This is a genomic window from Winogradskyella helgolandensis, assembly GCF_013404085.1.
GTDB classification, from domain to species: domain Bacteria; phylum Bacteroidota; class Bacteroidia; order Flavobacteriales; family Flavobacteriaceae; genus Winogradskyella; species Winogradskyella helgolandensis.
Genome location: NZ_JABFHO010000001.1, coordinates 2449611 through 2473973 on the forward strand (window position 1 = coordinate 2449611; position 24363 = coordinate 2473973).

Annotated in this window: 17 protein-coding genes; all 17 read left to right on the forward strand. The window is 33.9% G+C overall.

The features are described 5' to 3' along the window. Window positions 1-106: 106 nt before the first annotated feature. The 17 genes from HM992_RS10245 to HM992_RS10325 all read left to right on the forward strand — a co-directional run bounded on the left by HM992_RS10245 (window position 107) and on the right by HM992_RS10325 (window position 24360). Entirely contained in the window at window positions 107-409 is a 303-nt protein-coding gene (locus HM992_RS10245; protein ID WP_013622770.1) for a helix-turn-helix domain-containing protein, read from the forward strand. Then, window positions 406-702 (forward strand): helix-turn-helix domain-containing protein, encoded by a 297-nt coding sequence (locus tag HM992_RS10250; protein ID WP_013622771.1) that lies wholly within the window; start codon window positions 406-408, stop codon window positions 700-702. The genes HM992_RS10245 and HM992_RS10250 overlap by 4 nt, the downstream gene beginning before the upstream one ends. Next, complete coding sequence (locus tag HM992_RS10255; RefSeq protein WP_013622772.1) at window positions 689-1597, forward strand: BT4734/BF3469 family protein; 909 nt, start codon at window positions 689-691, stop codon at window positions 1595-1597. The genes HM992_RS10250 and HM992_RS10255 overlap by 14 nt, the downstream gene beginning before the upstream one ends. Beyond that, complete coding sequence (locus HM992_RS10260) at window positions 1594-3345, forward strand: DUF3987 domain-containing protein (RefSeq protein WP_013622773.1); 1752 nt, start codon at window positions 1594-1596, stop codon at window positions 3343-3345. Before HM992_RS10255 ends, HM992_RS10260 begins: the two co-directional genes overlap by 4 nt. A 154-nt stretch (window positions 3346-3499) precedes the next feature. Beyond that, on the forward strand, window positions 3500-3808 hold the full coding sequence (locus HM992_RS10265; protein WP_013622774.1) for a helix-turn-helix domain-containing protein: 309 nt from the start codon (window positions 3500-3502) through the stop codon (window positions 3806-3808). 3 nt (window positions 3809-3811) lie between these two features. Further along, a complete protein-coding gene (locus HM992_RS10270) occupies window positions 3812-5065 on the forward strand; it encodes an ApeA N-terminal domain 1-containing protein (protein WP_138434438.1) in 1254 nt (417 codons plus the stop codon). 21 nt (window positions 5066-5086) lie between these two features. Beyond that, a complete protein-coding gene (locus HM992_RS10275; RefSeq protein WP_138434439.1) occupies window positions 5087-7198 on the forward strand; it encodes a Piwi domain-containing protein in 2112 nt (703 codons plus the stop codon). 63 nt (window positions 7199-7261) lie between these two features. After that, window positions 7262-7657: a hypothetical protein gene (locus HM992_RS10280; protein WP_229720477.1), complete on the forward strand. Its 396-nt coding sequence runs from the start codon at window positions 7262-7264 to the stop codon at window positions 7655-7657. Between the two features lie 123 nt (window positions 7658-7780). Continuing rightward, on the forward strand, window positions 7781-12115 hold the full coding sequence (locus HM992_RS10285) for a CusA/CzcA family heavy metal efflux RND transporter (protein ID WP_179319594.1): 4335 nt from the start codon (window positions 7781-7783) through the stop codon (window positions 12113-12115). Between the two features lie 4 nt (window positions 12116-12119). Then, window positions 12120-13325, forward strand: coding sequence for an efflux RND transporter periplasmic adaptor subunit (locus HM992_RS10290; RefSeq protein ID WP_179319595.1), 1206 nt, complete (start codon window positions 12120-12122; stop codon window positions 13323-13325). A gap of 2 nt (window positions 13326-13327) precedes the next feature. Then, complete coding sequence (locus HM992_RS10295) at window positions 13328-13741, forward strand: Fur family transcriptional regulator (protein ID WP_179319596.1); 414 nt, start codon at window positions 13328-13330, stop codon at window positions 13739-13741. A 56-nt stretch (window positions 13742-13797) separates the two neighbouring features. Next, window positions 13798-14160, forward strand: a complete 363-nt coding sequence (locus tag HM992_RS10300; protein ID WP_179319597.1) for a DUF3703 domain-containing protein — start codon at window positions 13798-13800, stop codon at window positions 14158-14160. Next, entirely contained in the window at window positions 14157-16112 is a 1956-nt protein-coding gene (locus HM992_RS10305) for a heavy metal translocating P-type ATPase (protein WP_179319598.1), read from the forward strand. Before HM992_RS10300 ends, HM992_RS10305 begins: the two co-directional genes overlap by 4 nt. A gap of 71 nt (window positions 16113-16183) precedes the next feature. Beyond that, complete coding sequence (locus HM992_RS10310; RefSeq protein WP_229720478.1) at window positions 16184-16597, forward strand: HYC_CC_PP family protein; 414 nt, start codon at window positions 16184-16186, stop codon at window positions 16595-16597. A 324-nt stretch (window positions 16598-16921) separates the two neighbouring features. Continuing rightward, complete coding sequence (locus HM992_RS10315; RefSeq protein WP_179319599.1) at window positions 16922-20623, forward strand: efflux RND transporter permease subunit; 3702 nt, start codon at window positions 16922-16924, stop codon at window positions 20621-20623. After that, window positions 20620-21855, forward strand: coding sequence for a TolC family protein (locus HM992_RS10320; RefSeq protein WP_179319600.1), 1236 nt, complete (start codon window positions 20620-20622; stop codon window positions 21853-21855). Before HM992_RS10315 ends, HM992_RS10320 begins: the two co-directional genes overlap by 4 nt. 3 nt (window positions 21856-21858) lie before the next feature. Then, entirely contained in the window at window positions 21859-24360 is a 2502-nt protein-coding gene (locus HM992_RS10325) for a heavy metal translocating P-type ATPase (protein ID WP_179319601.1), read from the forward strand. Window positions 24361-24363 lie beyond the last annotated feature (3 nt).

The following is a 24363-nucleotide window of genomic DNA, read 5'->3' on the forward strand; positions in this document are numbered from 1 at the left end:
CACTCTTACTAAAATCGGGAAGCCAATTTTCAACCTTTGTCCTGTTCTTGAAAACCAAGAATGACATTTGGCCAGATGTCCTCATTTATTTAAAACAAAATAAACGATGGACACAAATATCATCGAAAAGTTAGACCGCATTGAAAAACTCTTATTAGAGCAACAAACAATGCAAAAGCAAGTATTAAACTTTAATGAAACTTGCAAGTATTTAGAATTATCCCAATCGCACTTGTATAAACTCACAAGTACGGGAACCATTCCACATTATAAACCGAATGGTAAAAAGATTTATTTCCAAAGAGAAGAGTTAGACCATTGGTTACTGCGTAACCGTATGAACTCAAGAGACGAAATCGAACAGCAAGCTGCCGATTACCTTATTAAGAAAGGAGCGGTGAAGTTATGACTGAAATAATCGATTTACTCTTAACGCTCTCTCAAGAAATAAAGGACATTAAAGCACGTATCGAATTGTTACGACAATCGAGAGCAGAAGTATTAAAAGATACGTGGATAGACAATCAAGATGTATTGCAGACCTTACATATAAGTAAGCGAACGCTACAAACTTTAAGAACCAATGGCACTTTGCCTTACAGCAAAGTAAAAGGTAAATTTTACTATAAAGTTGCTGACATAGAGCAATTGCTTCAAGACAACTACTACAACCATAATTTCAAGCAAGATGGAAATAAGTAGAGAAGCAATTTTAGACAAAACACATTATGGTTTAAAAATCTATGCCTATGTGTTGAGACAGTATTATCCTAATCAAACAGTCCTTTCTGTAAAAGGAAGGGACTGTGGGATAACTCGAAACCCTTTTAATGGTGGTAAAGAAACCTTACGGATTCATATTGATGGTATTATAGCAACACATCGAGATACAGAATTAGAAGCCTTTAAAGGTGATGTATTCGATTTTGCACAATATCATTTTAGAATAACCGATGAAGAAGATTTGTACCAGAAGATAAATCAAGAGCTACATCTAAATTTAGAAGTCAAGGAAAAAGACGAATTGGAATGGCTTAATGAACCAGACGATACGTGGTATGCCAACTGTAGCTTTTTTAAAGCACCTGTTCGCAATGTGTTTCCTTCGGAAACCTTGCGATTACATCAAGTATTTGCATTAATCACAAGTAATAAATACAAAAAGATTACTGAAGAATTAAGAGCAATTACCAATGTAAAAGAAGCACGTAAATTCAAAGCGAATCGCTTTGATTACGTAACACTTTCAGGAACATTTGAAAAACGAAGCGATAACAATTTGCTAAAGCATTCTAATTTATTAACCATTGATTTTGACCATTTAGAGAATCTACAAGAGTTAAGAACACAGCTCTTAAATGATGAATATTTTGAAACCGAAATGCTATTCATATCACCATCTGGCGATGGCCTAAAATGGATTATTAGAATAGATATTTCAGAAGTATCGCATTCAGAATATTTCACAGCAGTAGCAAATTACATTAAACACAATTATAACATTGAGGTTGACCAGTCAGGTAAAGACGTTTCCAGAGCGTGTTTTTTACCATATGACCCAACAGCCTTTTTACATAAAAGACATCAAGCATTATGACTAAAATATTTAACCCAAAAGATTGGTTAGAAGTTCCTAAAGAGCCAACAAAACCAAAAAGCAACACAGCAACAACTAATGTTGTTGCTGTTGCTGATAACGACATTGAATCCTACATTTCAGCAATCGAGCAATCAGGTACAGACATAACAGGAAGTTATGCCACTTGGAGAGATTTAGGCTTTGCTTTAGCAGAAGAATACAGAGAAACAGGAAGAGATTATTTCCACCGAATAAGTAAAAATTATGCAGGTTACGATGCTAAAGAGTGTGATGCACAATTCGATAAATGCTTAAACGCAAAAGGACACGGAATTACAATTGCTACCTTTTACCATTACACACATCAGTCAGGTATAAAACCGACTAAACAACAGTATAACAACGAAGTTGCAACAAACGTTGTAACTGTTGTCGATACACCCAACCAAGCAATGCCTACAATACCAGAAACGGTATATGAGAATTTGCCACAGTTTTTACAACAAGTTGTAAACCCTGCTAATGGACAGGAAGAAAAGGACATTTTATTGTTAGGCGCATTAACAGCATTTAGTGCGTGCTTTCCTAAACTCTTCGGAATCTATGACCAACGTAAAGTATTCAGCAACTTATATTTATTTGTAACCGCACCTGCTTCTGCAGGAAAAGGAAGGCTTAACCAAATTAAAAATTTGGTAGAGCCCGTTCACAAATTAAAACGAGAACAAGCCAAAGTATTAAAGCAGCAATTTCAATCAGAAACCGCTACTTACAATATGAACAAAGGCAAAGATGAAAACTTAGAAAAACCGAGTAAACCGCCAGAGCGAATGCTATTCATTCCTGCTAACAATAGTGTAACAGGCGTATATCAATTAATTTCTGATAATAAAGGCAGAGGATTAATTTTTGAAACCGAAGGCGATACGTTAGCACAAGCCTTTAAAAGCGATTATGGTAATTATTCCGATGGTTTTCGGAAAGCCTTTCATCACGAAACTATAAGCTATTATCGCAGAACGGATAGAGAATACGTAGATATTGAAAAACCCTGTTTATCAACAGTATTATCAGGTACACCTAAACAAGTGGCGACTCTAATACCCAATGCAGAAAATGGCTTATTTAGTCGCTTTATGTTTTACTATATGAATATAAAACCAACTTGGAAAAACGTGTTTCAAAATAGCAATAAAGTAGGTTTAGATGATTACTATAACCAATTAGGTAGTGAGTTTTTAGAACTGTACAAAACGCTAAAAAACAATCCAGAGATTGAAATACGATTAACCACAACTCAACAACAGCAATTCAATACCTTTTTTGAATCCTTACAGACCAAATACATCAACCTACAACCCGAAGAGTATATTGCAACAATAAGGAGATTAGGCTTAATTGCATTTAGGGTAATGATGCTATTCACAGCATTCCGCATTATGGAAGATGGTGATGTAAATGGAACTAAAGAATGTGAGGATATAGATTTTGAGAACGCTATAACCATAATTTCAATTTTAGTGAAGCACAGTAGTAAAGTATTTAATGATTTACCAATAGAGCAGAAAGCAACAAAACGTTCAAATAGAAAAGAACGCTTTTTAGAAAGTTTACCAAAACAATTTATCAGACAAGTGTATTTAGATTTAGCCACAAAACAGAACATCCCACATAAAACCGCAGAAGGATATATTACCAAATTTGTAGAAGCAGGATTAATACACAGAGAAGCACACAATAACTACTCAAATCCTGCAAAGCCGTAGTTAAGGATTTTAAGGATTTAGGGATATGATTAAATGACTTCCTCAAATCCTTAATATCCTCATTATCTGTTAATAACTACTAATATCTTTTTCTTTTCCTTTAGTTTCCTTTACTTAAATTAGACAAAATTTGACAAGTCTAAATAATTCTATTATGGAGTTTGGAGAGTACATACGCTCATTGCGTGAAAACCGCAATTTGCTATTAAGAGAAATGGCTGCAAACCTAAATATGGACGTTGCCTATTTAAGCAAAATAGAACGAGGAAATCGGATGGCAAGACGCGAACAAGTAGTTGCATTCGCTAAAGCATTAAAACAAGACGAAAACGAATTAATTAAGCTATGGATGTCCGAACAAATTGTACTAATGCTCAAAAATGAAAAAGAGAGTACGGAAATCCTCAAAATAGCTGAAGAAAAAATTAGTAAGATTGTTAAAAAGGGTAAGGATTTAAAGTAATTTATGTTTAAAGAGAATAAATATTATGGCGAGGTATGGTTTAAATCTGCAGAGGATAATAAGTGCTTTTGTGTATTAGAGTTAATTAATGATGAAGTGCACATAACGACCAATTTGTCAGAAAGATTACCTGCCTATCAAATAGAGTTAATTTATGGGGTTTTTACAGGTTTAGGCTATTTAACTTTTGTAAACTGCAAGATTAAAAACAGTAGCAATGGAATAGTAGAGACTAAAACTTATAAGCCTAAATATACGTTTGCTTGTGCATATCATTTAATTGAACCTATAGGTTTGAAAATTAATGAATTTCAAATTGACAATTTAGCAATAGTGAGTTGGGTTAGAAAAATGCATTGGTATAATTCTTTAGAAGACAAACTTGAAAAAGAGGATGACGTAGTCCACAATACGAATATTACTAAAGACTTATCTATTAAAATCACAAAATCAACATCATATACTTCTAACCACGACTTTTTTAGAATGGACAATGTTGGATATGTCGATTTTATATCAGAAAAAAAATTGAGTATTCTTGAGAGTATAGATTTATATAATTCATTTCAAAAATTATTTCATTTTTTATACGGTAAGTCTGTACAATTTAAATCTTTTAATTTTAAATGTTTAAGCTGTGGTAATTGGGCTTCGTTATATTACAAGGATGATTTCAACAAAGAAAACATATCTGGTTTTATAGCGCTTGACTATGATACTATTAAAGATGATTTGTCCAATATAATTAAGCATTGGTATAACAATGAAGGCATAAGTTATTGTGCTGATATTATTATCGAAAATTTACTCTCGGTTAAAACGAGTCATAGTAGGCGATTTACAAATTCCTATACAGCTTTCGAGGCTTATAGTTTGAAATTTGGTAATAAGATTAAGAACTCATCTTTTGCCAAAGATTTATTAGAACAAAAGCAATTATTAGTCGATATAACTAATATTCCAGAAGATGATATTAAAACATATGTATCAAAGATTGTTCGTCATCGAGATTATTTAATACATCGCACTAAAACAAAAAACAATATTTTTTCACAGTTTGAACTATTGTATATATCCTTTTTATTAGATTATTTGGTTGGTTTAGGCTTGGTGAAACAAATGGAAGTTTCTGATAAAATTATTGAAAAAATAATAGAGCGTGCTAAATCTACATACCAAGATATGCAGTCTGTAAATAGACTACTAAACAAAGATTTATTAGTTGATAACAATAATAAAGTTCAACCTTCTATGTAAAATTACAATATAATTTCATTTATGCAAGAACACCTCAAAACCAACATACTTAATTTTAAATGGCCTAATAGTGCGCCTACAATATTTTTATCATTAGAGGATATTGAAGGCAGTCATCCCATTCATAAATCTAAATTTTCAAGACAGATTAAAGAGGTGTTTCCAGACACAGACCTATCTAATACAGACCAAATATTTACAACATTTACAACAGAAACACCTAATGCACCAAGCATTAAGCTGAATTTAGTAAATGGTAGAGAATTGAGAATATATAAACAATACCTTAAACACCAATTAAGAAGCTATTTTCAATCAAAAGACTATATAGTAGTAAAAAACTTTGTTGGTGATGTACAAGTGTGGATGCCTTCTCTTAAAGGCAATACAGAACATTATAATTTGTATTACAAATTCTCATTTAAGGTACAATTTGCAAAACTCACAGACTTACCAGAGCTTATTGTATCGTATGATGGCACATCAAAAGTCCTTACAACATCTGTTAAGGATATAGAGGAAACAGAGAATATTAAGCGTTGTGTATATGGACAAAAGACTTTTAATTACCAAATGAAACTCGATACAGAGGAGAAAGAAGAATTTTATAATGCAATTGAGTTTGACCAAGCATTCCCAATATTTAGTTTACCATTAGCACGAGCATTAAATATACCTATTGAAGAACCTGTAAGACCAATTAATAAATACCAAAAATATGTAGCACTTATCAATAATTTTGCAACCAACTATCTGTTTACAGAAGATTTTAAAGCCATATTTCCATTTAAGAATGATGCTTTTATAGATGTGCCTCTCAATCGTATCAACCATATCGACCCACAAGTAGGTTTATTAGAATTTGGTAAAGACCAATATGGTAATAAAAAAACACATTTAGTGCCTAAATTGGCAATGAATAACCTCAACCCTTACAAAAGACCCAACAACCAAAACATTAAGTTTTTCTTTGTATACCATACCTCACATAAAGAAGCAATTAAAACCTTTTACAATAACCTCAAAACTGGTGTTACTGCGGATAAAAAGTATTTTAAAGGGATTGAGGCTTATGTAAATATTAAGGCTTCAACTTCTAAAGAACATTTTATTGAATTTACTAACGAAAACAACCCAATACCAGAAATAGTTGAAAAGTTAGAGAGTTTAACCTTCGACCACGATAATGTGCTTTACGCAGCTTTTTATTTAAGTCCTTTCGATAAGTTCACACAAAATCCCGAAGACCGCGAAATCTATATTCAAATCAAAGAACTGTTTTTAAATGAAGGCATTGTTACACAAGTGGTAGATTATGAAAAAATGGTGGTCAATATCGAGAATCAATACAACTTCCAATTTTCATTGCAAAATATGGCGTTAGCTATTCACGCCAAATTAGGTGGCGCACCTTGGAAACTTGCAGTAACCGATAAAAAAGAATTAGTAATAGGTGTTGGTGCATTTACCAATCAAGGCGAAAACAGACGTTATATAGCAAGTGCTTTTAGCTTTCAAAACAATGGCTTATTTAGAAAGTTCGAATATTTTGACCAAAGCGAAACAGACCTATTGGCAGGAAGTATATGTAAAGCCATTAGAGATTTTACATCGGTTGCAGAAGCAGATAAAGTAGTCATTCACTTCTATAAGGAAATGAGTTACGAGGAACTAAAACCAATTATTAGAGGGATGCATACATTAGGGTTAAAAATTCCGCTCTACATTCTAAATATCAATAAAACAGAAGCAGAAGATATTATTGCTTACGACCTTAATTGGAACAAAAAGTTAATGCCTGTAAGTGGTACATACATACGTATTAGCGAAAATCATTTTTTGTTGTTTAATAATGCACGTTACCCTAATTCACAGCGGTATGCAGATACAGATGGTTATCCGTTCCCAATAAAAATTAAGGTAAGCAGTCCAGATGAAGATGCTTTTGAAGATGCAGATGTAGTGTTAGAATTATTAACACAAGTGTATCAGTTTAGCAGATTATATTGGAAATCGCTTCGACAACAAAATGTACCAATCACAATAAAATATCCAGAAATGGTAGCACAAATAGCACCACATTTTAATAATGGCGTTCCAGACGATGCTAAAGATGCTCTATGGTTTTTGTAATTTACCAATCAATTTATTTGCAACACCATTGCATTCAATAATTTGTATATTTGTATAAATTATATGAAAATATTTGTTTCCATATCAATGTCTATTTTATTCTTTTTTCAAGGGATAAGCATAGATATGGACTTTTGTGGTCCAATTAAAGAAATTTCAAATGTAATTACCCATTATCAAGACCATAAAGTTTATGGAGACTCTTTCTTTGAATATGTAGTTGAAGATTACATTGAGAGCGATGCTAAAAATGAAGAGCATCATCATAACCCAGATAAGGAGAATACACCAGTCCATTCCCATAATCAATGTTGTCACCCTTTGGTATTAATTATTGCGAACAATAATTTGGCTTTAACCAATCTATTAAAGTTTGAAGAGAAAAAACAATATAATTTACATAAAGTAAACTTCACTTCCAGATATTTGGAATCACTTTTCCAGCCACCTAAAGTATAATTCAGTTTTTTAATGGATAGCTATATCCAATTTTGAGCCTAAAGGGTTCATTTCATTTTGTGTAATTCTATTTTCTTATATCAGAATTGTATCGAATAGTTTAACTGAATTAATACATTTTCTATGATTAATAAAATCATTGATTTTTCAATCAATAACAAATTTATTATTGGTTTGCTTACGCTTACCATAATCGGAACAGGTATTTGGAGTATGACCAAAGTGCCAATAGATGCTGTTCCAGATATTACCAATAACCAAGTACAGGTTATTACACAATCCCCCAATTTAGGTACTGAAGATATTGAGCAAATTGTTACTTATCCAATTGAAGTGGCAATGAGCAATCTTCCTGATGTTCAGGAAATAAGGTCAATTTCTCGTTTTGGCTTATCTGTGGTTACTATTGTATTTGATGATGATATGGGAACATATCTACCTCGCCAATTAGTAGCCGAAAAACTAAACAAAGTCAAAGAGCAAATACCTGCTGGATTTGGCGAACCTACAATGGGTCCTATTTCAACAGGTTTAGGAGAGATTTACCAATACACACTAAAAGTTGCACCAGAGTTTAAAGACAAATACAACATTGCAGATTTACGCTCAATGCAAGACTGGATTGTACAGCGTCAAATGGCAATGGTTCCTGGTGTGGTAGAAGTAAACGCTATTGGTGGAAAAATAAAACAATACGAAGTAGCGGTTGACCCAAACGATTTAAATGCTATTGGCCTTACCATTACAGATGTGTTTAATGCACTTGAAGCCAATAATCAAAATACAGGAGGTGCATATATTGAAAAGAACCATCAAGCCAATTTTATTCGTGGTGAAGGCTTGGTGAGAAGTTTAGAGGACATTAAAAAAATCACTGTCAAGAATATTAATAATATACCTGTCACTATTGGCGATATTGCTACGGTACAATTTGGCTCTGCAATTCGTTACGGTGCATTAACCCAAGATGGTGAAGGAGAAGTTGTAGGTGGATTGGTAATGATGCTAAAAGGAGCTAATTCCAATGATGTTATTGCCAATGTAAAAGAGCGAATGACTCAAATTGAAAAGTCGTTACCAGAAGGCGTAATTATTGAACCATTATTAGACCGAAGTAAATTAATTGGCGAAACAACTTCTACAGTAACAACTAATCTTATTGAAGGTGCATTAATCGTCATTTTTGTGTTGGTCTTTTTGTTAGGTAATTGGCGAGGAGGTTTAATAGTTGCCTCTACTATTCCATTATCCTTATTATTTGCTTTTATTTTAATGAATGTTTTTGATGTTTGGGTAAACCTAATGAGTTTAGGAGCAATTGATTTCGGAATCATTGTAGATGGTGCTGTAATTATTGTTGAAAGCACTGTTTTTCTTATAGCATCACAAGTTTTGAAAAAGAAACAACTTACATCTAAAGAAAGAGATAAAGTTGCTTCTAATGCTTCAAAAAAGATGATGAATGCTGCCTTCTTCGGTCAGTTGATTATCCTTATCGTTTTTCTACCCATTTTAGCCTTACAAGGTATTGAAGGAAAGATGTTTAAACCAATGGCTTTGACCTTTATTTTTGCTATGATTGGTGCAATGGTACTTTGTTTAACCTATGTGCCAATGATGTCAGCTTTAATATTAAGAGCACCTAAAAACGATAAAAAATCTTATGGAGATAGATTTGTGCATTGGGTTGAAGATAAATACCAACCTTTATTGGTTAGAGCCTTGCGAAAAGGGAAATGGGTAATTGGTATTGCAGTTGTGTTGTTCGGAATAACCGTTTTTATGTTTTCAAGAATGGGTGGCGAGTTCATTCCGCAACTCGATGAAGGTGATATTGCATTTCACGCTATTTTAAAACCAGGTAGTTCACTTACAGAAACTATTGAAACTACTACCAAAATAGAACAAATAGTAAAAGCAAAATTTCCAGAAGTTGATAAAATTGTGAGTCGTATTGGTGTTGCCGAAATTCCAACCGACCCGATGCCTATGGATATTGCCGATGTTTTTGTAATTCTGAAACCTAAAAGTGAATGGACTACTATAGAATCAAAAGATGAATTGATTGAAGCAATGAAAGAAGCAGTTGAAATGGTTCCTGGTGTTAATTATGAGTTTACACAACCTATTGAAATGCGTTTTAACGAGTTATTAGAAGGTGTTCGTGAAGATATTGCTATAAAACTTTATGGTGAAGACATTGATATTCTATCTCAAAAAGCCGAAGAAATATCTAAAATTATCGCAGGTACTGAAGGTATTGGTGATATGAAAGCGGAAGCCACAACAGGTTTGCCACAAATGACAATCAATTACAACAGGAATAAATTGGCGCAATATGGTCTTCAAATAAATACGCTTAATCAAACCGTACAATCTGCATTTGCAGGTGGTACAGCAGGTGTAATTTTTGAAGGTGAAAAACGCTTCGATTTAGTAGTACGATTAAGCGATCAAAACCGTAAGGATATTTCAGATGTTCAAAACCTGTATATCAATTTACCTTCGGGTGCTCAAATTCCTTTACGTGAAATTGCAGATGTAAGCTATAAAGCAGGACCAATGCAAATCAGTAGAGATAACACCAATAGAAGAACCTATGTAGGTGTTAATGTTAGAGGACGTGATGTAAAATCGTTAGTAACTGAAATTAAATCAAAATTAGATGCACAATTAGAATTACCATCAGGTTATTTTATTCGTTATGGTGGTGCATTTGAAAATTTAGAACGTGCCAGCAACCGATTACAAACCGTTGTGCCTATTGCATTGTTACTCATATTTATACTAATATATTTTGCATTAAAATCTTTACCACAGACCTTAATGATTTACATAGCTATTCCAATGGCAACTATTGGTGGTGTTGTGGCGTTGTGGTTACGTGATATGCCATTTAGTATTTCGGCAGGTGTTGGTTTTATTGTGCTGTTTGGTGTTGCAGTTTTAAATGGTTTGGTAATGATAAGCGGACTCAACGAATTAAAAGAAGAAGGTGTAACCAATCTAAAGGATAGAATAGTTGAAGGTACTAAACGAAGAATCAGACCTATTATGCTAACTGCTTTTACAGATGTATTAGGCTTTCTACCAATGGCTATTTCATCATCAGCTGGTGCAGAAGTACAACGTCCATTGGCAACGGTTGTTATTGGTGGATTATTAACTTCAACTTTGCTTACCTTATTTGTTTTACCAATTTTATATCATTGGGTAGAAAACAAATCTTTTACGTTTAAGCCAAATAAAAAGTTAGTAACAGCAACAGCAGTTGTATTATTACTATTTGGCTTTTCACCACAAAGTAATGCACAAGAGTTGAATGATACAATTCCCGAAATTTCATTACAGGAAGCTGTTAAACTCGCAAAAAGTAATTATCCATTATTGAAGCAAAAGCAGTTGGAAATTACAAAACAAGAACAATTAAAATCGACTGCCTATGATTTCGGAACGACTCAAATTTTTACAGGTGGAGAAGAAATTGATAATGGAAATGGCATCTATACAACCATTGGTATTGGTCAATCAAATATCGATGTATTTGGCATTGGTTCTAAAAAGAAGCTACAAGAACAACGCATTCAATTGGCACAAAAAGCCTTTCAACTTTCCGAGTTGGAATTAGAATTGGAAGTTAAAAAAGCTTGGTCTAATTGCTATCAAATGAAACAAAACTATGATTTGTATAAGGAATTGGATTCCATTTATTCCAAATTCGAGCAAGCAGTAGCTTTAAATTATGAAGTAGAAGCTATTTCTAAATTAGAATATTCAGCAGCAAAAAATCAAGCGTTTCAAATTCAGAATAAAAAAGCGCAAGCCTATAGTGATTATCTTATTGCTTTACGGCAATTCAATTTGTGGTTGGTTTCAGATGAAATTTTTACGGTTTCAGATGAATTTGATGTAGCTATGGACAATGATATGGAAATGTCCAATATTGAAAGCCATCCATTGTACAGTATTTCGCTGAGCATTGTAGATGAAGCGGAAGCCAAATACAAAGCTGCAAAAGTAGATAATTTACCAAAGTTCAACTTACAAGGTGGTTTACAGAAAGTAAATGGCAATTCAGGATTTTACACGTATCAAGCAGGAATTTCCATTCCGTTTTTATCAGGTACTAACAAAGCACAGGTTAGAAGTGCCAGAATTGATAAAGACATAGCCGAAACCAATGTAGCGTTCAAAAAACAGGAAGTACAATCAAGGTTTGTTCAGGCTAAAGAAAATTATATGAAATGGAAAACATCTTGGGAGTTTTACAAAGACCAAGTTTTACCATTAACAAAAGAGCAAAAAACAGGTGCATTACTGGCATACAGAGAAGGCGAAATAGATTATACTGCATTTACGCAATTAATAAAAGAAGCCATTCAATCGGAACTTGAAGCACAGACTGCATTAGTAAACTATTTAGAAAGCACATTTCAATTACAATATTTTAATCAATAAGACAATGAAAAATAAAATATATAAAATCCTTACCGTAATGGTGTTAGCCATTTTTGTTTCAGCTTGCGGAAATAAAGAAAATCATAACGAAAATGATGGTCATTCCCACTATGAGGAAGAAAAAACAGAAGTTAATGAAGCACATAATGAAAGCGAAGAAGTAATGCTTTCACAACAGCAATTCGATGCTTTAAAAATGAAAATAGATACGTTGGCATTACGTAATATGAGCGGTTATGTTGAGGCAAATGGAACGTTAGAAGTGCCACCACAAAATGAAGCAGCCATTACCACAGTCATTGGTGCAAATGTTGTTTCAATTGAAGTGATTGAAGGTGATAAAGTAAATAAAGGTCAAGTAGTAGCGTATCTATCGCACCCAAATATTATAAAATTACAAACGGATTATTTAAACGCTTATAGTAACAGTAATTTTTTGAAAAAGAATTACGAACGTCAACAAAAATTGTATGAAGCAGGTGTTGGTTCTGGTGCTAATTTTCAAAAGGCGGAAGCAGAGTATGATGCATCAAAAGCTATGGTTAATGGTTTAGAAGCGCAATTAAGAATACTCAACGTTAACACTACATCAGTTCGCAATGGAACAATTGCACAGCGCATAGCCTTGCGAAGTCCAATAGAAGGCTTTGTGCAAAAAGTTGAAGTAAAAACAGGTCAGTATGTAGAGCCACAAACCGAAATATTTGAAATTGTAAATACGCATCACGTTCACGCAGATTTAATGGTCTTTGAAAAAGATGTTTATAAGGTACAGAAAGGTCAAAAAGTAAACTTTACAGTACAATCCATTCCAGATACAGAACTTACCGCAGAAATCTATTCAGTAAGTAAAACGTTTGAGGACAATCCAAAAGCAGTTCACGTTCACGCAGAAATAGAAAACAAAAAAGGCAACTTGATTCCTGGTATGTATATTCAAGGGAAAATACAAGTAGATAATACCCAAACAAAAGCCTTACCAGAAAGTGCAGTTATAAAAGAAGGCGATAGATATTATGTGTTTTCAGTTGAAAAAGAAAATAATGATTGGAGTTTTAAACCTATAGAAGTTGTGTTAGGTAATAAAGATGGTGATTGGGTGTCAATTCAATTTATTCAGGACATAGAAAGTAACACGCAATTTGCATACAATAATGCTTACTACCTTAACGCAGAAATGAAAAAAGGGGAAGCAGAACACGCACATTAATTATGGAAACAATAGAAAAAGTATTAGAGTCAAGAAATATTCGGGTTACGGCAATGCGTCTATTAATTTATAAGTTTCTTGCTGAAAAAGAGGTCGCTGTTACTTTAAGTGACATAGAAAATGCGTTTGCAAAAGCAGATAGAACAACCTTATACAGAACTGTAAAAACTTTTGAGGAAAATGATATTGTACATCAAATAGACGATGGTACAGGAATAACTAAATATGCATTGTGTGAACAAGGTTGTAGTTGTGATATAAAAACAGATTTACACTTACACTTCCATTGTAACAATTGCAATGAAACCATTTGCTTAACAGACCATAAAATCCCTCAAATTAAAGTGCCTGATGGCTTTGTTTCAGAGAATGTAAACTTGGTTGTCAAAGGTATTTGTGATAAGTGTAGTGGGTGATAAATGCACTTCCATTGCACTTATTATTAAATTACTTTTATCCAAAATTAGTGGATATGAAGTTTAATACTAAAATACTTAAACATCTTAAACAGGCTTATAACGAAGAATTAAAACAATACAGTTTCTGTTTAGAAAATAAACAATTTGGTGATGCTTGGTATCATTTAGAACGTAGTCATATCATAGGACAATCTTATCCTATAGAACATACCTATTCACATTGGCTTATGCTAAAGTTTGGATTTAGACAAAAAGATACGAAAGAAGTAATAGGTCAAATAATTAGGTTGCTTGTGGGTGGCTGGAAATCATTTATAAATCACGTTCCACTTGGTAATACAGGTGGAGCAAACGTGCCACCATTAAAACGAATGCCTATTCCAAATGACATTGAAAAATTATTAAATATTAAATGAAAAAAAAGAAAGTCAATTTAAGAGATTTAAAACCAAATTCAGAAGAACAACATTCTCACGATGATGGTCATAATCACGGCCACGATGATAGTAGTTCATTTAAAACCTATATACCTGCAATCATAAGTTTTACAATGCTTATCATTGGAATAGGTTTAGATTATTTTGATGTTTCCTTTTTTCAAGATTGGATTCGTATTACTTGGTACAGTTTAGCATATTTACCTGTAGGATTTCCAGTCGTAAAAGAGGGTTGGAATAGTATTAAAAAAGGTGATGTTTTTACAGAGTTCTTTTTAATGTCTATTGCTACAATTGGTGCATTTATTATTGGTGAATATCCCGAAGGTGTTGCAGTAATGCTATTTTATGCAGTAGGCGAATTATTTCAAAGTGCTGCTGTAAATCGTGCAAAAGGAAATATAAAAGCATTATTAGATGTTAGACCTAAAGAAGCCAATGTATTTCGTGAGGGAGATTATAAAAGTGTTTCGCCTGAAGTTGTCAATATTGGAGAGAAAATTCAAATTCGTGTAGGTGAAAAAATTCCATTGGATGGCATTTTATTATCCGAAAAAGCATCTTTAAATACAGCTGCGTTAACAGGAGAAAGCAAACCAGATTCCATTCAAAAAGAAGCAAAGGTTTACGCAGGTAGTATTAATTTGGAAAGCGTTATTGAAGTTGAGGTAACCAATAAGTTTGAAGACAGTTCTATTGCGAGAATATTAGACTTGGTTCAAAATGCAACAGCACGTAAATCTAAAACAGAATTATTTATCAGACAGTTCGCTCGAATCTATACACCAATTGTAGTGTTTTTAGCTATTGGTGTTACTTTTATACCTTACTTTTTTGTAGAAGATTATGTGTTTAGAGATTGGTTATACAGAGCCTTAATTTTCTTGGTAATATCTTGTCCTTGTGCGTTAGTGATTTCAATTCCATTAGGATATTTCGGTGGATTGGGAGCAGCTTCCAAAAATGGAATCTTATTTAAAGGTGCTTCATTTTTAGATGCAATGACCAAGATAAATACTTTGGTAATGGACAAAACAGGAACCGTAACTAAAGGTGTTTTTAAAATCAAAGAAGTAAAAGCAATTGATTGGAAAGAAACCGAATTTATGCAATACTTAATGGCGATGGAAGAACAATCCACGCATCCAATTGCTAAAGCAATTTTAGAGTATAAATCAGAAGGAGAAGATTTTGAAGCACAAGACGTTTCTGAAATAGCAGGTAAAGGATTAAAAGGAATTGTAAGTGGTAAAATAGTTTTAGTAGGAAATAAAGCCTTAATGACTGCGAATAATATTGATGTTCCAACTGAAACGGAATCTATTGTAGAATCTATCGTTTTAGTAGCAATCGATAATCAATTTGCAGGTTATGTAGTAATAGCAGATGAATTAAAGGAAGATGCAAAAGAAACTATTACAGCATTACAAAAAGTAGGTATCAAAAATATTATGATGCTTTCCGGTGACAAAGATTCCATTACTCAACAAGTCGCAAAAGAATTGAATATTAAAAATGCTAAAGGTGGATTATTACCAGAAGATAAATTAAACGAAGTTGAAATTTTAAAGAAAAATCCTGAAAACAAAGTGGCTTTTATTGGTGATGGCATTAATGACGCACCTGTTTTAGCAGCAAGTAACGTTGGTATTGCAATGGGTGGTTTAGGTAGTGATGTCGCAATAGAAACAGCAGATGTTATCATTCAAACAGACCAACCATCAAAAGTTGTGAGAGCAATAAAAATAGGTCGTTCCACTCGAAAAATAGTTTGGCAGAATATAATATTGGCATTTGGTGTTAAGGTGATTGTATTGATTTTAGGAGCAGGTGGTTTAGCCACAATGTGGGAAGCAGTTTTTGCAGATGTAGGAGTAGCCTTATTAGCCATTTTAAATGCAGTCAGGTTACAGAGAATGAGTTGGGATTAAGCAGATTAGTCAATTAAACTTCTGTTAAACAAAATCAATAGTTGTTAAAATTTCGTAACTTCGCAATCAATATGAAGCAATTTTTCCATAAAATAATGTCTTTAGCAATGGTTTTTGTAGTGTTATTCTCTACAATGTCATTTACTGTGAATATGCATTATTGTGGAGATACTTTAGTAGAAACTGCTATTTTCCATAAAGCCAAAGGTTGCGGTATGGAAATGGAAAAACCTTCAACTGATGGTTGTTCAATCACCAAGAAAAATTGTTGTGATGAGGAACAATTAGTTGTCGATGGTCAAGATGAATTACAATTGCAAGTTGACAAAATCTCATTTGAGCAACAGGTATTCATCGCTTCATTTGTTTATACTTACATTAACCTTTTTGAAGGTTTAGATAACAATGTATCTTCTTTTGAAGAATACGAACCACCACTCGTCATAAAGCAAATCTTCAAGATTGACGAGACTTATTTAATTTGATTTTTAAACAATAGACTCTTTTATCCTATGACAGCAATGTTGTAAGGATAATTTGCTGTATTCGGTGTTTTCTTAATACCGAATGAATTTTAAAATGATTGATAGTGAATTTGAATTATATTTTCTTTAGATGAAATAGAAAATATAAGCATAGCCAAAGTTACGGTTCTATTTTATATTGAAATATAAAGGAAATAGAACTGCGAAGCACATCACGAACACCTATTTATGCTATAGAATAGATGTGAGTAAACTAATTCAATCGATTATTTTGAAGTTTATCAGGTATTCTACCAATGTCTAACTGTTTAATAATCAAAATTTATGCTTAATAAAGCAATCAAATTTCTCATCGAGAATAAACTCGTTGCAGTACTACTTCTCGTCCTTTTCGTAGGATGGGGAACAGTAAATGCACCTTTTAATTGGGATACAGGATTTTTACCAAGTAATCCTGTGGCTGTTGATGCCATTCCGGATATTGGAGAAAATCAACAAATTGTATTTACAAAGTGGGATGGTCGTTCGCCACAAGATATAGAAGACCAAATTACATATCCATTAACCACATCCTTGTTAGGGATTCCTGGAGTAAAAACCATTCGTAGTTCTTCTATGTTCGGCTTTTCAAGTATCTATATCATTTTTGAAGAAGACATCGAATTTTACTGGAGTAGAAGTCGTATTCTCGAAAAACTTAATTCCTTACCAAGTGGTTTATTACCCGAAGGTGTTAATCCTGCATTGGGTCCCGATGCCACAGGATTAGGACAAATATTTTGGTACACGCTTGAAGGTCGTGATGAAAATGGAAACGTTACAGGTGGTTGGGATTTACAGGAATTACGAAGTATTCAAGATTACTATGTAAAGTATGCGCTGTCCTCTGCAAGTGGTGTTTCAGAGGTTGCTTCTATTGGTGGCTATGTTCAAGAATATCAAGTGGACGTGAATCCAGAACTAATGCGTCAGTATAATATTGGATTACATCACGTTGTAAAAGCAGTTAAGGAAAGTAATAAAGACATTGGTGCACAGACTTTGGAAATTAACCAAGCCGAATATTTAGTTCGTGGTTTGGGTTATGTGAAATCCATTTCAGACATCGAAAATGCAGTAGTCACTTCAGAAGATTATACTTCAATTAGGATAAAGGATATTGGTAAAGTTTCATTAGGTCCTGCAACAAGACGTGGATTATTAGATAAAGAAGGCGCAGAGGTTGTTGGTGCTGTTGTGGTGGCTCGTTATGGCGCAAACCCAATGGAAGTCATTAATAACGTAAAGGAAAAAATTAATGAATTAAGTGCAGGATTACCTTCAAAAGTATTAGCGGATGGTAGAACCTCACAAGTAACCATAGTGCCTTTTTACGATAGAACAGAATTGATACAAGAAACATTAGGCACACTTAACGAAGCCTTAACTCTTGAAATATTGATTACCATTTTAGTAATAATTATTATGGTGTTTAATCTTCGAGCTTCCGTACTAATTTCTGGACTATTACCTGTTGCAGTTTTAATGGTATTTATTGCAATGAAACTCTTTGGTGTAGATGCCAACATTGTCGCTTTATCAGGTATTGCTATTGCTATCGGTACAATGGTCGATGTTGGTGTCATACTATCAGAAAATATCATTCGGCATTTAGATGAAGATGATGGAACTCAATCCATTAATACGGTAGTTTATAACGCAACAGCAGAAGTGTCTGGTGCAATCGTAACCGCAGTTATGACAACTATTATCAGTTTCATTCCTGTATTTACAATGATTGGAGCGGAAGGAAAACTATTCAGACCATTAGCCTTCACAAAGACTTTTGCACTAACAGCTTCTATAATCGTGGCGTTATTTTTAATTCCACCGTTTGCTGCATTTTTATTCAGAAAGAAAAACATTAAAAACACTTTTAAATATGTTTTAAATGGCGTTTTAATAGCATTGGGAATCGTAGCCATAATTTATGGGTATTGGTTAGGATTGATTTTGATAGCGTTTGGAATTACAGCACTTCTCAATCTTCAAAGTAAGATAACAGACAAGCAAGCTAATCTTATCAATATCATTATTTCGGTATCAGCTATTGTATTCTTGTTAGCTGAATATTGGAGACCATTAGGCGTTGATAAAAGCATTTTCTGGAATCTCATTTTTGTTAGTGTTATTTGCTTTGGTTTATTGGGTGTTTTCTCATTATTCATCAAATATTACACACGCATTTTAAAGTGGTGTTTAGATAATAAGTTGCTCTTTTTGTCTGTTCCAACAGCAATTGTGATTGCAGGATTTTTCATTATGAAAAATACAGGCAAAGAGTTTATGCCATCATTAAATGAAGGCTCATTTCTACTAATGCCAACCTCGATGCCTCATTCTGGCGTAGAAGAAAACAAACGTGTTTTACAGCAATTGGATATGGCTGTCGCCAGTATTCCAGAGATTGAAACCGTAGTTGGTAAAGCAGGTAGAACAGAATCAGCTTTAGACCCAGCACCTTTATCAATGTATGAAAATATCATTCAGTACAAACCAGAATATATGCTGAATGAAAACAGAGAGCGTCAACGCTATAAAGTCAATGATGATGGTGAATATGTGTTAAAAAACGGAATGTCATTGCGAGCGGAACAGAGTGAAGCGTGGCAATCTCTTAATGCAAAAGAACAACTCATTCCAGACGATGATGGCGAGTTCTACCGTAATTGGCGACCAGAAATACAGTCACCAGACGATATTTGGAATGAAATCGTAAGAGTTACAAAGTTACCAGGTGTTACATCTGCACCAAAACTACAACCTATTGAAACCCGATTAGTAATGCTTCAAACAGGAATGCGAGCACCAATGGGAATTAAAGTTAAAGGTCAAGACTTAAAGCAAATAGAAGCGTTTGGAGTGCAATTAGAAAACATCATCAAGGAAGCTGAAGGTGTTAAAAAAGAAGCTGTTTTTGCAGACCGTATTGTTGGTAAACCCTATTTGTTAATTGATATTGATAGAGAGAAAATTGCACGTTATGGCATTTCGATACAAGATGTTCAAGATGTATTAAAAGTAGCAGTTGGTGGTATGGTCTTAACCCAAACGGTTGAAGGTCGAGAGCGATATGGTGTTCGAGTACGATACCCAAGAGAATTACGCGCAAACCCAACAGACTTACAACAGATTTATGTGCCAGTTGAAAAAGGTAGTCCTGTGCCATTAAGCGAATTGGCAACTATTCGTTATGAACAAGGTCCACAAGTTATTAAAAGTGAAGACACCTTTTTGGTAGGTTACGTCTTGTTTGATAAATTAGATGGCTTTGCAGAAGTAAGCGTTGTTGAAAATGCACAAGCACTAATCCAAGAAAAGATAGATTCTGGTGAGTTAATTGTACCAAAAGGAATCAACTATGCATTTACAGGAACGTATGAAAATCAGTTACGAGCAGAAAAAACCTTGTCGGTTGTTGTACCGTTAGCATTGGCAATCATTTTCTTAATTCTGTATTTCCAGTTCCGTTCGGTTGGTACGTCCTTAATGGTATTCACAGGTATCGCAGTAGCGTTTGCAGGTGGTTTTATAATGATTTGGCTCTATGGCCAAGATTGGTTTTTAAACTTCAATTTCTTTGGCGAAAATATGCGAGACTTATTCCAGATGCACCCAATCAATTTAAGTGTAGCAGTTTGGGTTGGATTTATTGCACTCTTCGGTATAGCAACAGATGATGGTGTAGTAATGGCAACTTATTTAACCCAAACATTCGATAGAAACACACCAGATAATAAAAAGGAAATTAGAGCATCCATAGTGGAAGCAGGAGAAAAACGTATCAGACCCTGTTTAATGACTACAGCTACAACCATTTTAGCATTATTACCAGTATTAACCTCTACAGGTCGAGGAAGCGATATAATGATACCTATGGCAATACCAAGTTTTGGTGGAATGCTTATAGCCTTAATAACCTTATTTGTAGTTCCAGTATTATATAGCTGGAAAGCCGAATTTCAACTTAAAAGAACTGTAAAATGAAACAGATAAAATCACACATAAAAACAGTCTTTATTCTTTGTTCGTTATTCTTTGTTCTCATTGGAAATGCACAGCAATTAGAAACGTTAATCAATGAAGCAGTAGCGAACAACCCAGAGATTCAAAAGTTTGAGTTACAATACAAAAGAGCTTCTGAAAAAGTAAACGAAGTCAATACCATTCCTAATACCGAATTTGGTGTTGGTTACTTTGTAAGTGAACCAGAAACACGAACAGGAGCACAACGCTTTAAAGTATCTGCTAAACAAATGTTACCGTGGTTCGGAACCATTACATCAAGAGAAAACTATGTGAGTTCATTGGCAGATGCTAAATACGAGGACATTGTTATCGCAAAGCGAAAACTAATGGCTTCGGTATCTCAATCCTATTATAATCTATACGCCAACAAAGCAAAGCAAGAGGTCTTAACTGAAAATATTAAACTATTAGAAACTTATGAGACGTTGGCATTAACTTCTGTTGAGGTTGGTAAAGCATCCGCAGTAGATGTGTTGCGATTGCAAATGCGCCAAAACGAAATGCAACAATTAAAAGATGTGTTAAGTCAACAATTTTTAGCAGAACAAACTAACTTCAATAATCTATTGAATCGAGAAAATGATGTTGAGGTCAATGTGGTAGATAGTCTAATGATACCTTCAGAAGATTTTGAAATCACTACTGAAAATTTAGCATTACATCCCGAATTGTTGAAGTATGATAAGCTCTATCAATCCATAGAGCAATCAGAATTATTAAATCAAAAAGAAAGCAGTCCAATGATTGGTTTTGGATTAGATTATATCAATGTTGCTGAAAGACCAAATATGGATTTCAGCGATAACGGAAAGGATATTGTAATGCCAATGGTTTCGGTATCTATCCCAATTTTCAATAAAAAATATAAATCGCAAACCAAACAAAATGATTTGCAACAGCAGGAAATTACTGCTCAAAAACAGGAACGTTTAAATTCATTGGAAACGCTTTTAGACAAAGCGAATAACGAACGCATTTCTGCAAGAATAAGTTATGCTACCCAAACCAAAAACCTAAAGCAAGCTAAAGATGCAGAAGACATTTTAATCAAAAGCTACGAAACAGGAACGATTGATTTTAATGATGTTTTGGATATTCAAGAGTTGCAGCTAAAGTTTCAAATGAACCAAATAGAATCTGTGAAGACCTACTATGTACAAAGTACAATCATAAATTATTTAATTCAGTAAACAATGAAACACACATATCACATTCACGGAATGACCTGCAACGGTTGTCGCAGTCACGTTGAAGAAACGCTCTCTAAAATAGAAGGTGTTTCAAAAGCAACAGTCGATTTAGATAAGGCAGAAGCTACCATCGAAATGGAATCGCATATTCCCATAGAAACTTTTCAAGAAGCCTTAAAAAAGGATGGTGACAGATACAGTATTCATAAACAAGGTAAACGGCATCAACATTCAAAAGATAAAAAGAAAGAGCAACCCAAAGGAAAAGGCACAGGCACATTTTATTGTCCTATGCATTGCGAAGGCGATAAAACTTATGATGAACCAGGCGATTGTCCGGTTTGCGGAATGGATTTGGTAGAAGAACAAAATCTATCAGCAACTTCAAAGGAACAATGGACGTGTCCTATGCATCCAGAAATTGTAAAAGATGAAGCAGGTTCGTGTCCTATTTGTGGAATGGATTTAGTACCAATGGAAGCAGATAGTTCAGCAGAAGAAAAAACGTATAAGAAGCTATTAAAGAAATTTTGGATAGCATCTGTATTCACATTACCCATTTTCTTAATTGCTATGAGCGAAATGCTTAATAACAATCCATTGTATAATATAATGGAACAGAAAAATTGGAACTGGATTCAATTTGCACTATCCATTCCAGTTGTTTTTTATGCTACTTGGATGTTCTTTGAGCGTGCTTATAGAAGCATAAAAACGTGGAATCTCAATATGTTTACACTCATTGGAATTGGTGCAGGTGTGGCTTGGTTATTTAGTGTATTTGGTATGTTGTTTCCAGATGTATTTCCTGAACAATTTAAAACTGAATTAGGCGCAGTTCACGTTTATTTTGAAGCAGCAACAGTTATTCTAACGTTAGTGCTTTTAGGTCAGTTGTTAGAAGCTCGTGCGCATAGTAAAACCAATTCGGCAGTAAAAGAGTTACTAAAGTTAGCACCTAATAAAGCCATAAAAATAGTAGATGGTGAAGAAATTGAAGTCAGTATTGACGAGATAGAATTAAATGATATTCTAAAAGTGAAACCAGGAGATAAAATTCCTGTGGATGGTGTGATAACTGAAGGCGAAACAACTATTGACGAATCTATGATTACAGGAGAACCTATTCCTGTAAACAAATCTCAAGAAGATAAAGTAAGTAGCGGAACAATTAATGGTAATCAATCCTTTTTAATGAAAGCTGAAAAAGTAGGAAGTGACACGCTTTTATCACAAATCATTCATATGGTTAATGATGCCAGTAGAAGTCGTGCACCTATTCAAAATTTAGCAGATAAAGTTTCAGGTTATTTTGTGCCAGTTGTAGTTCTTGTTTCTATTATCACATTTATTGTATGGTCTATTTGGGGACCAGAACCAGTTTATGTGTATGCGTTTGTAAATGCGATTGCAGTACTAATCATTGCGTGTCCTTGTGCTTTAGGTTTAGCAACACCAATGTCTGTAATGGTTGGTGTGGGTAAAGGTGCTCAAAATGGTGTATTGATTAAAAATGCTGAAGCTCTTGAAAAAATGGATAAGGTAAATACGCTTATCGTTGACAAGACAGGAACAATTACCGAAGGAAAGCCAACAGTTGAAACCGTTGGTGCTTTTAATGATGCTTTAAGCGAAAAAGAAGTGTTACAATACATCGTTTCATTAAATACCAATAGCGAACATCCTTTAGCAGAAGCTACTGTAAAATATGGGAAAGAGCATAATGCTGAAATTTTAAAATCCGAAGATTTTAGTGCTGTTACTGGAAAAGGTGTTGAAGCTAAAATTGATGGTCAAAAAGTAGCATTAGGTAATCCTAAAATGATGGAATATGCCAAAGCTAATATTACTTCCGAAATTAAGGGTGAAGCCAAAATTTATCAAAAGCAAGGTAAAACAGTTTCTTATTTGTCAATAGATGAAACCGTTGTTGGGTATGTAGTTATAGGAGATAAAATAAAAGAAACAAGTGCCAAAGCGATTAAAGCACTTCAAGATAAAGGCATTGATGTGATAATGCTTACAGGTGATAATCACGATACAGCACAAGCAGTAGCATCAGAACTAAATCTTGCAGATTTTAAAGCCAGTATGTTACCTGAAGACAAACTCAAAGAAGTAGAAAAACTACAAAAAAATGGAAAAGTAGTTGCTATGGCAGGTGATGGAATTAATGATGCACCAGCATTGGCAAAAAGTGATGTAGGTATTGCAATGGGAACAGGAACAGATGTAGCGATAGAAAGTGCTATGATAACACTCGTAAAAGGCGATTTACACGGTATTGTAAAAGCAAAAAAATTAAGTAATGCTGTAATGAAGAACATTAAGCAAAACCTATTTTTTGCACTTATCTACAACACAATAGGTATACCTATTGCAGCAGGCGTATTATTCCCGTTTTTTGGTGTTTTATTGTCGCCAATGATAGCAGCGTTAGCAATGAGTTTTAGCTCTGTTTCGGTTATAGGTAACGCATTACGATTAAGAAATATTAAAATATAACAT